Origin of the sequence: Oerskovia rustica, assembly GCF_014836555.1 — a bacterium.
GTDB classification, from domain to species: Bacteria; Actinomycetota; Actinomycetes; order Actinomycetales; family Cellulomonadaceae; genus Oerskovia; species Oerskovia rustica.
Window position 1 is genome coordinate 37,704 of sequence record NZ_JACSQQ010000010.1, and the last position, 13,065, is coordinate 50,768.

The 13,065-nt window shown below is 72.3% G+C and carries 12 protein-coding genes; 11 read left to right on the forward strand and 1 reads right to left on the reverse strand.

The annotated features are described in order from the left end of the window. Positions 1-248: 248 nt before the first annotated feature. Both H9652_RS07665 and H9652_RS07670 read left to right on the forward strand, forming a co-directional pair. Complete coding sequence (locus H9652_RS07665) at positions 249-1,571, forward strand: magnesium transporter MgtE N-terminal domain-containing protein (protein WP_138825306.1); 1,323 nt, start codon at positions 249-251, stop codon at positions 1,569-1,571. Continuing rightward, positions 1,564-2,220 carry a DUF1003 domain-containing protein gene (locus H9652_RS07670; protein WP_191795729.1) on the forward strand — a complete coding sequence of 219 codons (657 nt, stop codon included), beginning with the start codon at positions 1,564-1,566 and terminating at the stop codon, positions 2,218-2,220. Before H9652_RS07665 ends, H9652_RS07670 begins: the two co-directional genes overlap by 8 nt. A gap of 22 nt (positions 2,221-2,242) precedes the next feature. On the opposite strand, the gene H9652_RS07675 is transcribed toward H9652_RS07670, so the two are convergent. Continuing rightward, on the reverse strand, positions 2,243-3,040 hold the full coding sequence (locus tag H9652_RS07675; RefSeq protein ID WP_191795730.1) for a maleylpyruvate isomerase N-terminal domain-containing protein: 798 nt from the start codon (positions 3,038-3,040) through the stop codon (positions 2,243-2,245). A 34-nt stretch (positions 3,041-3,074) separates the two neighbouring features. Between H9652_RS07675 and H9652_RS07680 the strand changes: the two genes are divergently transcribed. The 9 genes from H9652_RS07680 (at position 3,075) to H9652_RS07720 (ending at position 12,999) form a co-directional block, all read left to right on the forward strand. Then, on the forward strand, positions 3,075-4,238 hold the full coding sequence (locus H9652_RS07680; RefSeq protein WP_191795731.1) for an Mrp/NBP35 family ATP-binding protein: 1,164 nt from the start codon (positions 3,075-3,077) through the stop codon (positions 4,236-4,238). Between the two features lie 390 nt (positions 4,239-4,628). After that, positions 4,629-5,654 carry an efflux RND transporter periplasmic adaptor subunit gene (locus tag H9652_RS07685; protein WP_191795732.1) on the forward strand — a complete coding sequence of 342 codons (1,026 nt, stop codon included), beginning with the start codon at positions 4,629-4,631 and terminating at the stop codon, positions 5,652-5,654. Next, complete coding sequence (locus tag H9652_RS07690) at positions 5,651-6,538, forward strand: ABC transporter ATP-binding protein (protein WP_191795733.1); 888 nt, start codon at positions 5,651-5,653, stop codon at positions 6,536-6,538. The genes H9652_RS07685 and H9652_RS07690 overlap by 4 nt, the downstream gene beginning before the upstream one ends. Further along, a complete protein-coding gene (locus tag H9652_RS07695; RefSeq protein ID WP_191795734.1) occupies positions 6,535-7,734 on the forward strand; it encodes an ABC transporter permease in 1,200 nt (399 codons plus the stop codon). The genes H9652_RS07690 and H9652_RS07695 overlap by 4 nt, the downstream gene beginning before the upstream one ends. Before the next feature lie 118 nt (positions 7,735-7,852). Then, positions 7,853-8,197, forward strand: coding sequence for a hypothetical protein (locus H9652_RS07700; protein ID WP_191795735.1), 345 nt, complete (start codon positions 7,853-7,855; stop codon positions 8,195-8,197). Between the two features lie 80 nt (positions 8,198-8,277). Further along, positions 8,278-9,255 carry a hypothetical protein gene (locus H9652_RS07705; RefSeq protein ID WP_191795736.1) on the forward strand — a complete coding sequence of 326 codons (978 nt, stop codon included), beginning with the start codon at positions 8,278-8,280 and terminating at the stop codon, positions 9,253-9,255. After that, positions 9,252-10,904 (forward strand): efflux RND transporter periplasmic adaptor subunit, encoded by a 1,653-nt coding sequence (locus H9652_RS07710; protein ID WP_318244035.1) that lies wholly within the window; start codon positions 9,252-9,254, stop codon positions 10,902-10,904. Before H9652_RS07705 ends, H9652_RS07710 begins: the two co-directional genes overlap by 4 nt. Positions 10,905-11,056: 152 nt before the next feature. Next, on the forward strand, positions 11,057-11,713 hold the full coding sequence (locus H9652_RS07715; RefSeq protein ID WP_318244041.1) for an ABC transporter ATP-binding protein: 657 nt from the start codon (positions 11,057-11,059) through the stop codon (positions 11,711-11,713). Beyond that, complete coding sequence (locus H9652_RS07720; RefSeq protein WP_191795737.1) at positions 11,710-12,999, forward strand: ABC transporter permease; 1,290 nt, start codon at positions 11,710-11,712, stop codon at positions 12,997-12,999. The genes H9652_RS07715 and H9652_RS07720 overlap by 4 nt, the downstream gene beginning before the upstream one ends. Positions 13,000-13,065 lie beyond the last annotated feature (66 nt).

Genomic DNA, 13,065 nt, shown 5'->3' on the forward strand with positions numbered 1-13,065 from the left:
CGTCTCTCCCTGCCTCGGGGCCGCGGCGCCTGCGCTGCGAGCCGGACCACCTCGTGGACCGTCTGACTGATTCTGACGGATTCACGTCTGTTATTGCCAGATTCAAGCAGACAACGCCACGGGCGTCCAGCAGGCCACCACCGCCCCGGCCGCTCGGCACACGGTCAGCACAGGGTCGGCACCTCCTCTCCGCCAGGTCCCCGGACGGTCGGGGCGCCACCGCACCGCGCGGTGCGTAGTCTTGCGACGTGAGTGCAACTACCCGCGTCTTCGTCGCGCGCCTGGCCGGTACGGCGGTGTTCGACCCCCTCGGTGACCAGGTAGGACGCGTGCGTGACGTCGTCGTCCTCCTCCGCCCCAAGGGGGCCCCGCGCGCCGTCGGCCTCGTGGTCGAGGTACCCGGACGGCGACGCGTCTTCCTGCCCCTGACCCGCGTCACGAGCATCGACGCGGGGCAGGTCATCAGCACCGGCCTGGTGAACATGCGCCGCTTCGAGCAGCGCGCCATGGAGACCCTCGCGGTGAGCGAGCTCCTCGACCGGACCGTGCAGTTCGTCGACGGCTCGGGGTCCGCGACGGTCGAGGACCTCTCGATCGAGAAGCAGCGCACGGGCGACTGGCTCGTCAACCAGCTCTTCGTGCGCCGTCACACGACCCCCAACGCGCTGGGGATCCGGCGGCGCGGGGACGCGTTCGTCGTCGAGATCGGCGCGGTCACAGGCCTCGCCGGGACGCCCGAGACCCAGGGCGCAGCTCGTCTGCTCGCGGCGTACGACGACCTCAAGCCCGCCGACCTCGCCGACGTCCTGCACGACCTCGGCGACACGCGCCGCCTCGAGGTCGCCACGGCCCTCGACAACGAACGCCTCGCCGACGTCCTCGAGGAGCTCCCCGAGGACGACCAGGTCGCGATCCTCTCGGGCCTCGACACCGACCGTGCGGCCGACGTCCTGGAGGCCATGCAGCCCGACGACGCCGCCGACCTCCTGCACGAGCTCCCCCAGGAGCAGGCGGCCGAGCTCCTCGAGCTCATGGAGCCCGAGGAGGCGCGCGACGTGCGCCGGCTCCTCGCGTACGACGAGGACACCGCGGGCGGACTCATGACGACCGAGCCCGTGGTCCTCGGCCCCGAGACCACGATCGCCACGGCCCTCGCGCAGATCCGCCGGCAGGACCTGCCGCCCGCGCTCGCCGCGCTCGTGTTCGTCGTGCGCCCGCCGCTCGAGACGCCCACCGGACGCTTCCTCGGCGTCGTGCACTTCCAGAAGCTCCTGCGCGAGCCCCCGCACGTGTCGGTCGGGTCGGTGCTCGACTCCGACATCGAGTGGGTGCGCCCCGACGCGCCGCTCGGGCGCGTCACGCGCCTGCTCGCGGCGTACGACCTGCTGGCCCTGCCCGTGCTCGACGACGAGAAGCGTCTGCTGGGCGCCATCAGCGTCGACGACGTGCTCGACCACATGCTGCCCGACGACTGGCGCGAGACCGACGACGACGCGGACGAGACGAGCCTCGGCACGCAGACCCCCGCGTCCTCCGCCTTCCCGATCCGCCGAGGAGGTCTCCGTGGCTGAGCGCCTCGACACGCCCAAGGCCGCGCGTCGCACCCTCCTGCCGCGCGTCCGCGTCGAGCAGGACGCGTTCGGCAAGATCTCCGAGGGCATCGCCCGCTTCATGGGCACCCCGCGGTTCCTGCTCTACATGACCGTGTTCTGCCTCCTGTGGCTGGGCTTCAACACGTGGGGCCCGGAGTCGCTGCGCTTCGACTCAGCGGCCCTGGGCTTCACGGCCCTGACGCTCATGCTCTCGCTCCAGGCGTCGTACTCGGCCCCGCTCATCCTGCTCGCGCAGAACCGCCAGACGGACCGCGACCGCGTGAGCGCCGAGCAGGACCGCCAGCGCGGCGAGCGCAACCTCGCCGACACCGAGTACCTCGCGCGGGAGATGGCCGCGCTGCGCATCGCGCTCAACGAGGTCGCGACGCGCGACTTCGTGCGCTCCGAGATCCGCAACCTGCTCGAGGAGCTCGACGAGAAGGAGTCGGAGCGCGCGGCCGAGGCCGCCGACGCCGGCCGCGCGGGGACCGCTGGCTCGTCGGGCTCGGCCCCCGGACGAGCCGGGCTCGACTCCCCGCTGCCGCGTTCCTCCGGTCGCGGCGCGAACCGCGACGGGCGCCGCGCGACCACGGGGCGCCGCGGGCCGGACTCGTCGGCCGAGCAGTAGGGCGGGTCCGGTCGGGCGGCGGCTACTGCATCCCGTCGCTCGCGACGGCCCGCAGCCGGTCCACGAGCGCCGGGTCGCCGTGCACCGTCAGCCCCTGCCGGTCCGCCCTGCCCCACAGCCACAGGTCCAGCGCCCACGCCGGGCCCGAGACCTGGGCCGTCGTGGAGCCGGGCAGGTCCACGACCTGGGCCGAGTCGAGGTCGTACGCCGTGCCGGACTCGGGGCCGACCCCCGTGAGCCGCCCGAACGCGAGCTCCCACGACCGCGGCGTCTCCCCCGGCCCGTCCACCGCGACCGAGACCGTGCTCCCGTCGGGCGTGAAGGTCCCCCAGGCGGGGATCCCGTCGACCAGCACACGCAGGACCTCGTCGACCCCGTCCGCCGCGACCTGAGGGTCCGCGCCCGTCACGTCGCGCCCCGCGGTCTGCTCGGCGTCGACCCGGTGCACCAGGGCCTCGTGGGCCTGGCGCCGGGCGACCCACCCCACGCTGCGCCCCGCGTCGTGCCAGGACCAGCACGGTTCGGACGGGTCGCGGCCCGTGAGGGCTGCGAGCAGGCGTGCCGTGACGGTCGCGGCGAGGTCGGGCAGCGCCGCGTCGTGCGCTGGGCGCGCGAGGGGGGCGACGTCGTCGGCGTCGAGGCCCTCGCCTGCCGCCGGCCCGACGACGGCGCTCCAGAAGGCCTGCACCTCGGCCAGGTGGTACGTCAGGTCCGCCACGCCCCACTCGGGGCAGGCCGGGACCCGCGCCCCCGGCGGCGCCGCACGCATCGCGTCGAGGAAGAGAGCCGAGTCACGCGCGATCGAGGCCAGGGCGTCCATCCTCGAACGCTAACCGGCCGCTTAGGATGGGGCCATGGCTGGCGGCTCTGCAACACCCACGACCGACGTACTCGAGGACCTCGTCCGGACGGCTCTGACGCAGGTGATGGACCCGGAGATCCGGCGTCCCATCACCGAGCTCGGGATGGTCCGGTCGGTCGAGGTGACGGGCGGTACCGGGGGCGGCGCGCGCGTCGTCGTCGGCGTCGACCTGACCGTGGCGGGCTGCCCCATGAAGTCGACCCTCGTCAAGGACGTCACGGCCGCGGCGCAGACCGTGCCGGGCGTGGACGAGGTGAGCGTCGACCTCGGCGTCATGAGCGCCGAGCAGCGCACCGAGCTGCGCACCATGCTGCGCGGCGGCGTCGGCGAGCCCGAGATCCCCTTCGCGAAGCCCGGCTCGCTGACCAAGGTGTACGCGATCGCGTCGGGCAAGGGCGGCGTCGGCAAGTCCTCCGTGACCGCGAACCTCGCGGTCGCGCTGGCCGCCGACGGGCTCAGCGTGGGCGTGGTCGACGCCGACATCTACGGCTTCTCGATCCCCCGCATGCTCGGCGTGGACCGCCAGCCCACGCGCGTCGACAACATGCTCCTGCCGCCCGTCGCGCACGGGGTCAAGGTCGTCTCGATCGGCATGTTCGTGCCGCAGGGCCAGCCCGTGATCTGGCGCGGCCCCATGCTCCACCGCGCGCTCCAGCAGTTCCTCGCGGACGTGTACTGGGGCGACCTCGACGTCCTGCTGCTCGACCTGCCGCCCGGCACGGGCGACATCGCGATCTCGGTCGCGCAGCTCCTGCCGACCAGCGAGATCCTCGTCGTGACGACCCCGCAGGTCGCGGCCGCCGAGGTCGCGGAGCGCGCCGGCTCGATCGCGACGCAGACCCAGCAGGGCGTCGTCGGCGTCGTCGAGAACATGTCGTGGCTCGAGCAGCCCGACGGGTCGCGGCTCGAGCTGTTCGGCGCCGGTGGCGGGGCGAAGGTCGCGGAGAACCTCACGGCCGCGACGGGCGGACCGGTCGACCTGCTCGGGCAGGTCCCCCTCGACATGTCGCTGCGCGAGGCCGGGGACGCGGGCACACCCGTGACGCTCTCCGACCCCGACTCCCCCGCGGCCGTCGCCCTGCGCGGCGTCGCACGGAGCCTCGCCGCCCGCAGCCGCGGCCTCGCGGGTCGACGGCTGGGCCTGTCGCCCGTCTGACGCGCGACGCCTCGCTGCCTGGGCGTCCACGAGGGCCCGCCCCCGCAAGGGCGGGCCCTCGTCGCGTCCGGCGACGGAGCCCCGGCACGGCCGGTGCCCGGGCGTGACCGTGCCCGGAGGCGAGCCTGGAGGTCCCGTGCCGTCCGGTGAACCTGGCACACCCGTCCCGGGTGTAGTGTGCCCTCATCGTTCGTCAGAAGCGCGACCAGTGCCGGTCGCCCAGGGGGGCATCGACAACGCATCACGGCAGGAACCACACCTGATCGTGATCTTCTGCGCAGACATCTCATACCTGAGGTGGATACGCGGGCCGAATCGGCCCCCCTAGGCTTCCCGGAGCATGCCAAGACCTTGAGCTTCCTGCTCATCGGATTCACCTGGAGACCTGCCGTGGGCGTCACCCGCCGGATCATCTTCCCAGCCCTTCGTATCGTGATCTGGGCGGTGATCGCCGTCACCCTCGTCGTGATCGCCTTCAAGTCCGCCCCACAGGCCGAGGGCGACACCGAGTCCCCCTCGGCAGTGGTGACGTTGCCGCAGGTGGCCGTGGCCAAGGGGTCCATCACCAACACCGTGACCCTCACCGGCCAGGTCGTCGCGGACGCTGCGAGCGCAGAGAAGGTCACGCAGCTCGGCAAGGTCACGGCGGTGCACGCCAAGGCCGGCGACGTCGTCGAGGTCGGCGCCCCGCTGCTCGAGGTCACCCTCGAGACGCCGCAGGAGCCGCTCGTCACCACGAACAAGGAGACGGGCGAGGAGAAGGTGACCGAGCGCAAGCCCAAGGTCACCAAGACCACCATGAAGGCCACCACGGCCGGGACGGTCGCGACGTTCACCGCGATCAAGGACCAGGAGGTCGCGGTCGGCGACACGTTCGCGACGATCTCCCCCGGCACGCTGTCCGTGTCCGCCTCGATGCTTCCCGAGCAGCAGTTCCGTCTCCTGACGATCCCCACCGAGGCGACGGTGACGGTCACCGGCGGACCGGCTCCCTTCACGTGCACCGGTCTGCGCATGGGGACGGCCGCCGCGGCACCCGCGGAGGGTGCAGACCCGACGGGCGCCGAGCCCGGCGCGACGCCGTCCGCGTCGATCACGTGCGCCGTCCCTGGGGACGTCACGGTCTTCGCGGGGCTCGCGGCCAAGCTCGAGGTCACCGCAGGTTCTGCCGAGGACGCGCTGCTCGTCCCCATCACCGCGGTCCAGGGCTCGGTCGAGACGGGCAACGTCTGGCTCGCGGGCGAGGAGGGCGGCGAGCCCGTCGAGACGGCCGTGAAGCTCGGCATCACCGACGGCACCCAGGTGCAGATCGTCGAGGGCGTCGCCGAGGGCGACCTCGTCCTCCAGTTCGTTCCTGGCCAGGACGTCGCCCCGGTCGACGAGGGCATGACGATGTACGGGGGCTCGGTCGGATGAGCCTGCTCGAGCTGCACGGTGTGACCCGGTCGGTCCGCCTGCCCGACGACCGGATCCTGGAGATCCTGCGCGGGATCGACCTCACGGTCGACGCGGGCGAGCACGTCTCGATCGTCGGCCGGTCCGGGACCGGCAAGTCCACCCTGCTCAACATCCTGGGACTGCTCGACACCCCCACGGCGGGCGACTTCCTGCTCGACGGCGTGCCCATCGGCCGCCTCTCGGGGCGGGTGCGCGCGCGCCGACGTGGCGCGGACTTCGGCTTCGTGTTCCAGCAGTTCAACCTGCTCCAGGCGCGCACGGCCCTCGAGAACGTCGCCGCTCCCCTGCTCTACGCCCAGGGCAAGCAGTTCTGGGCCCGCAAGCGCCTCGCGGCGGAGATGCTCGAGCGCGTCGGCCTCGGCGACCGCCTCGACACCATGCCGGAGAAACTCTCGGGCGGCGAGCAGCAGCGCGTCGCGATCGCTCGAGCACTGGTCCGCGGGCCGCGCGTCATCCTCGCCGACGAGCCCACGGGGGCCCTCGACGTCGACACGGGTGGCGAGGTCATGGACCTGCTCGACACGATCGCCCAGGAGAACGGGTCCGCCCTGATCGCCATCACGCACGACCTCGCGGTCGCCTCGCGCGCCAAGCGTCACTTCCGGCTCGCCGAGGGCGTCCTCACGCCCATCGCGATCGGTGCCCGCAGCGCGGGCTCGCTCGACGGCCTGGGCTCCCGCGTGGAGCACGTGCCCGACGGCGAGGACCACCAGGCCGAGCACGTCGCCGTCACGCTGGGCGCGGTCGCGTCCGCTTCCTCGGCAGCGGCCGAGCCGGTCGGCGCACCTCGCCCCGGCACCGGGGTGGACGGGCTCTTCGGCGACTCGGTGGTGGCCTCGTGACCGGCTTCTTCGGCGCCCTGGCCGAGGCGTGGGACGAGCTGCGGGTCCACAAGCTCCGGGTGCTGCTCGCGCTCATCGGGGTGGCCGTGGCGGTCTGCGCGATCACCACCATCACCGCGGCGGGCGACATGCTGCGCCAGGTGTCGGCCGAGGCCAACGAACGCTGGAGCGGCCGCCCCGCGACGCTCAGCGTCTCGGCGTACCCGACGGGTCAGGAGATCCCGGGCGTCGAGGAGTACGTCGCTGCCTACGAGGACATCACGGCCCGCTACGAGGTCGAGTACTCGTCCATGGTCATGTGGTCCGAGACGACCTTCCGGTTCCCCGGCGGGACCATGCCGACGCAGACGAACGCGGTCAGCGCCGACTGGGCCACCATGCACCGCTTCGTGGTGGACGGCGGCCGGTGGTTCACCGAGAGCGACGCCGACAACCTCTCTCCCGCGCTCGTCGTCAACCAGGCGTTCCTCGACGCGCTCGGCCAGCGCATCGAGGACCATCCGACGATCACGATCGGCGGCGAGAACCCGGTCGAGGCGACGGTCATCGGCTCCTACGCCAACACCTGGCCGGGCGAGCCGCCGGCCGCGTACATGCTCGTCGAGTCCAAGCTGCGATGGAGCACCCCCGAGTCGCTCATGAACACGGGCCCGCCGTCGCTCGAGCTCTGGGTCCCGACCGACACGGTCGACGCGCTCACCGACGCGGTCCGCCGTGACCTGTCCGGTGCCATCGCCGGGGCGCAGGTCGACGTGTCCCGCATGGACAGCCCGGACATGAACATGATCGACGGGGCGACCAAGTGGGTCATCCTGGGCGTGAGCGCGGTCGCGCTCCTGCTGGGCGGCCTCGGGCTCGTCAACATCGCGCTCGTCACGGTGCGCTACCGGATCCGGGAGATCGGCATCCGCCGCAGCTTCGGCGCGTCCTCGGGGCGGGTCTTCTTCTCGGTGCTCATGGAGAGCGTCGTCGCGACCGTCGTGGCCGGCGTCGTCGGGGTCTCGCTCGCGATCGTGATCCTGCACAACGTCCCGCTCGACACGATGATGGGCTCGCCCGTCCAGGACCGGCCGGGCTTCCCGGTCTCCGCAGCCGTGACCGGCATGGTCGCGGCGGTCAGCGTGGGAGCCCTCGCCGGTCTGATCCCCGCGCTCGTGGCGGTCCGGGTCAAGGTGATCGACGCCATCCGGTACTGATCCGACGCTCCTGGGAGGGCGTGCCGCGCCGCTGCGCACGTCCACCCAGGAGCCCGGCGAAACACCGCGGGTGAGACCGCGCGCAGTGTCGACACGAATGTCCTAGGGGGGACACCGCATGGACCGACCGTCATCCACCCGACCGTACGGGCGCGAGTGCGCCCGTCGAGCGCCCGCGAGGGCACCGCAGACCTCCCTGGCGCCGATCGAGGTCCGGATCGACCCGCTGCTCGCGGCCGCCCACGAACAGCGGTCCGACGGCATGTCCGACACCGGGATCGTCGGCTTCAGCCACCCCGACGACGCGCCGCAGTCGGTCATCTCCGGGCTCGAGGCGGACTTCTCGACCGTCGAGAGCACACCCCTGGACCGCGAGACGGACCTCCTTGCGTGGAAGCACGAGCTCGTCGAGCAGGCGGTCACCCGGTTCGGGAAGGTCTCGGGACGGACCTCCGCGCCGTGAGCGCGTCCGACGGACCGCCTCCGGGCTCGCCGCTCCTCTCACGTCATTCCGCCCCTCCCCACCGAACGAAGGAAAGCACCATGCGTCGACCCTCGACACGGCCCGCCGCGATCACAGCACTGAGCCTCACCGGAATGCTCCTGCTCACCGCCTGCGGGGGCGGCACCGACGCGCCCTCTGCCGACGAGGACAGCCCGCTCACCGCGTTCTACGAGTCCATCAGCGGCGACCTCGACTCGGAGGCGCAGCAGAAGAAGTGGGAGGAGCAGAACCGCAAGACCGAGGAGCTCACGGCCGCCTGCATGGTCGAGCAGGGCTTCGAGTACATCCCGGTCGACCAGAGCGGCGGCATGGTCACCTTCGACGAGGAGGAGCACGACCCGGAGAAGTACGCCGCGGAGTACGGCTACGGCATGACCATCTACCAGGAACCGACCGAGGAGCAGCAGGCCGAGATGGACTCGTACGTCGACCCCAACCAGGCGTACGTGGAAGCGATGTCCGAGACCGAGATGAACGCCTACTACGAGGCCCTCTACGGTGCCATGAACTCGGCCGAGCCCGACGAGAACGGCGAGTTGCCGCAGTTCGCTCCCGAGGAGATGGGCTGTCAGGGAATCGCCCAGAACGAGGCGAGCGGTGGCGAGCAGGAACTCTGGGAGTCCGAGGAGATGACCGCGTTCAACGACGCCATCACCACGCTGTACGAGGACGTCGAGAAGTCGCCGAAGCTGACCGAGGTCGCCGCGAAGTGGTCCGACTGCATGGCTGAGGCGGGACTGGACCACACCACTCCGCAGGCAGCCATGGACTACTTCATGGAGGCGTCCAACGCCCTGTACGACAACGAGACCGGCGAAGGCCCCGGCGAGGACGAGCTGACCGCGCTCCAGGAGGAGGAGAAGAGCACGGCCGTGGCCGACCACGCCTGCCAGGAGAAGGTGGGCTACCAGGACGTCCACCGCACGGTCCAGTTCGAGCTCGAGAAGACGTTCGTCGACGAGAACAAGGACCTCCTGGACCGCGTGGCCGCCGCCTACAAGGAGCTCGAGAAGTGAAGTTCTCTCGCTCCCGGGGGGACCGCGCCAGCGGCACCCCGGCGACCGACGTCGAGGGTGCGCAGGCGGGTGGGGCGGCCGCCACCGCACCGACGCCGGGGACCGGGCTGCGGGGCCACCGCCTCATCTGGCTCGTCGCGGGGATCGCCGTGCTGAGCCTCCTGGCGGGCATCGTCGTGAGTCGCCTGGTCGTCTCGCCCGCCCAGGCCGCCGCCGACGCGAAGGCACCCGCGGCCGGGCTCATCACCGTCCCCGTCGAGAAGAAGGTCATCGCGAACGACGTGACGCTGCGCGGGGACGTCAAGTACGACGACGCCGTCCAGGTGAAGGTCGAGACCGCCGACCTCGGCGGCCCCGCGGTCGTGACCGGGCAGGTCCCCGAGCTCGGGGCCGAGCTCGGTCAGACCTCGATCGCGCTGGAGGTCTCGGGGCGTCCGGTCATCGTCCTCCCCGGCGACCTCCCTGCGTACCGGACCCTGCGGGTCGGGGTCTCCGGACCGGACGTCGCCCAGCTCAAGGCAGCGCTCACCGCTGTCGGGATCAACCCGGGCAACGGCGGCAGCGACGTCTACGACGCCGCGACGGCGACCGCCGTCGACAAGCTCTACGCCAACGTCGGGTACCCGTCGCCGACGAGCGGTGACGATGCGAAGGACGGCGTGGAGTCGGCAGCACGCGGGGTCAGGGACGCCGAGGAGGCGCTCACCTCGGCCCGTGCGGAGCTCTCTGCCTCGAAGGGGGGCGCGACCGAGGTCGAGAAGCTGACGGCGGACAACGCCGTGCGAGAGGCCGAACGGAACCTGGCCGCCGCGCAGGCCGGCACGCCGGACCCCGCGGCCGAGCCTGGGGCCGCGCCCCAGCCCGGGGACGTCGCGGGCGCCCAGGACGCGCTCACGCTCGCGCGCGCGGAGCGAGCCGCGCTCGACAAGCCGAAGGACGTCGCGGCACAGACGGCCGCGGTCACGAACGCGCAGCGTCAGCTCGACGACGCCAAGAAGGCCCTGGGCGAGGCCCGCACGGAGACGCTGACCGCGCTGCCGGCGAGCGAGGTGCTCTTCCTCTCCAGCCTGCCGCGACGCGTCGACGAGGTGCTCGTGGAACGTGGCGCGACCGTCTCGGGACCCGTCATGGCGGTCTCCGGAGCGACTCTCGTCATCGAGGCGTCGGCCGGTTCGTCCGACGCCGAGCTCCTCGCCCCCGGGGCCAAGGCGACCTTCGTGCTGCCGGACGACTCGCAAGGGGCGGCGACCGTGACCTCCGTCGAGGCCCGCAAGGTCGACGCCGAGGGCGGAGAGTCGAACGCCGACGCGAAGAAGGGCGCCCGCTTCACGGTCTCGCTCGCACCGGACGCACTGACGCCGGAGCAGATCACCCTCCTGCAGGGGAGCAACGTTCGCCTCACGATCCCTGTGAGCTCGACGGCCGGAGAGGTGCTCGCCGTGCCGCTCGCGGCACTGACCGCCGGACCTGGTGGCGAGTCACGGGTCGAGGTCCTGCGCGGCGACCCCCGTGCGGAGAGCACCGGCAAGAAGGACCGGGCGACCGACCTCGTGCCGGTGAAGACCGGCCTCGCTGCCGGCGGGTTCGTCGAGATCGTCTCGTCCGACGATCCCCTCGAGCCCGGTGACAAGGTGGTGGTCGGCAAGTGACCGGGGACATCGACTGGCTCGGTCTGAACGGGTCGGGCGGTCCACCCTCGTCCGTCCTCGACGACCCCCCGGACGCGCTCACGACACCGGACGAGGAGGAAGGCACGGGGCCAGGTGCGGCGGCCGGGGCCCCGCCCGCGGTCGTCGAGCTCGTGGACGTGACCCGGAGCTTTCCCGGTCCCCCCGTGGTGGACGCCCTGACCTCGGTCAACCTGCGGATCGACCCGGGCGACTACGTGTCGATCATCGGACCGTCCGGGTCCGGCAAGTCGACGCTCCTGAACCTCCTGGGGCTCCTGGACCGCCCCACCTCCGGGGACTACCTGCTGGACGGCGTGGCGACCGGGCGCGCGTCCGAGTCGGTGCGCTCTGCCCTGCGGGGCGGCCGGATCGGCTTCGTCTTCCAGTCGTTCCACCTGCTCCCGCACCGCACGGTGCTCGACAACGTCCTCCTCGCGACGCTGTACAGCGGCGTGCCCCGGGGGGAACGGCAGGAGCGTGCGCGGGCGGCGCTCGATCGCGTCCACCTCTCGCACCGGGTCGACTTCACGCCGACCACGCTCTCGGGTGGCGAGCGTCAGCGTGTGGCGGTCGCCCGTGCCGTGGTCGCGGGCCCTCACCTGCTCCTCGCCGACGAGCCGACGGGCAACCTGGACTCGACCAACTCTGTCGAGATCATGGAGCTGTTCGACGAGCTGCACGCCGACGGGCTCACGCTCGTCGTCATCACCCACGACCCGGCGGTCTCCGCCCGGGCACAGCGCCGGGTGCGGATCGCCGACGGCCGGCTCACGGAGCTCGACCGATGAGGGCGTTCGACGCGTTGAAGACCCGTCTGCCTGGTCGGGCGGCGAACGAGCGGATCCACCGTGGCCGGGCTCGCGACCGGTTCAACACCCGCGACCTCTTCGCCGAGGCAGCGCACGGGATCGGCGCCCGCCCCGGGCGCCTGGTCCTGACGATCCTCGGCACGGTCCTCGGCATCGCGTCGGTCGTGATCACGGTCGGGCTCGCACAGACCGCCGCGGGCCAGATCAGCCGCCAGTTCGACGCCGTCGCCGCGACCCAGGTCGTCATCACCCCGGCGAAGGCCGGCACCGGGGACGAGGCGCGCCCCAAGGGGCGCATCCCGTGGGACGGCGCGGACCGCGTCGCCCAGGTCAACGGGGTCGTCGCGGCCGGGCTCGTCGCCCCGGTCGACATCGAGGACCGGCGGGTCACCGCCGTCCCGGTCAACGACCCCTCGGTCGCCGAGAAGGCCAGCCCCGTGGTGGTCGCGGGCTCAGACGGTCTGCTCGACGCCGTGCGGGGGCAGGTCGTGGCAGGGCGCTTCTTCGACAGCGGCCACGACGCGCGCAGCGACCGGGTCGTGGTGCTGGGCGAGCGCGCCGCCGCGCAGCTCGGCATCAACCGAGTCGACAGCCAGCCGTCGATCTTCATCGGCGAGGACGCGTACACCGTCATCGGGATCTTCGGCGACGTGAAGCGACGGGCAGACCTTCTCGACGCCGTGGTGCTCCCGGTCGGCACCGCGCGGCAGGACTTCGCCGTGGGGGCGCCCGAAGAGCTCCAGATCCACATCGAGACCGGCGCCGGTTCCCTGGTCGCGGAGCAGGGTCCCGTCGCTCTCGACCCCAACGCGCCCGAGTCCTTCAAGGCCCAGGCACCGGCGAGCGGCTCTGCGCTCCAGGAGAACGTCCAGGCGGACATCAACGCGATCTTCCTGGCGCTGGGCGGGATCGCCCTGCTCGTGGGTGGCCTCGGGATCGCGAACGTCACGCTGCTCTCGGTGATGGAACGGGTCGGAGAGATCGGTCTGCGTCGCGCCCTCGGCGCGACCAAGCGGGACATCGCCGGGCAGTTCGTCGTGGAGTCCGTGGTCATCGGGCTGCTCGGGGGCCTGGTCGGTGCGTCGCTGGGGGTGTTCACGGTGGTGATCGTCTCGGTCGCCCAGGAGTGGACCCCCATCCTCGACATCCGCATGGCGATCGGCTCGGCCCTCCTGGGCGGCGTGATCGGCCTGCTCGCGGGAACCTATCCCGCGCTCAAGGCCGCGGCGATCGAGCCGATCGCCGCGCTGCGCGGGGGCATCTGACCCCACGGCGCGCCAGCTGGCGGTCGGTCCCCGTACGGGTGACCGACCGTCGTCGTTCGCCGGGGC

What these genes read in the sequence shown, in the direction of transcription:
- H9652_RS07705 (WP_191795736.1), top strand. Translation starts at nt 8,278, where the DNA reads ATGCGTCGACCCTCGACACGGCCCGCCGCGATCACAGCACTGAGCCTC.
- H9652_RS07700 (WP_191795735.1), top strand. Translation starts at nt 7,853, where the DNA reads ATGGACCGACCGTCATCCACCCGACCGTACGGGCGCGAGTGCGCCCGT.
- H9652_RS07720 (WP_191795737.1), top strand. Translation starts at nt 11,710, where the DNA reads ATGAGGGCGTTCGACGCGTTGAAGACCCGTCTGCCTGGTCGGGCGGCG.
- H9652_RS07680 (WP_191795731.1), top strand. Translation starts at nt 3,075, where the DNA reads ATGGCTGGCGGCTCTGCAACACCCACGACCGACGTACTCGAGGACCTC.
- H9652_RS07675 (WP_191795730.1), bottom strand. Translation starts at nt 3,040, where the DNA reads ATGGACGCCCTGGCCTCGATCGCGCGTGACTCGGCTCTCTTCCTCGAC.
- H9652_RS07690 (WP_191795733.1), top strand. Translation starts at nt 5,651, where the DNA reads ATGAGCCTGCTCGAGCTGCACGGTGTGACCCGGTCGGTCCGCCTGCCC.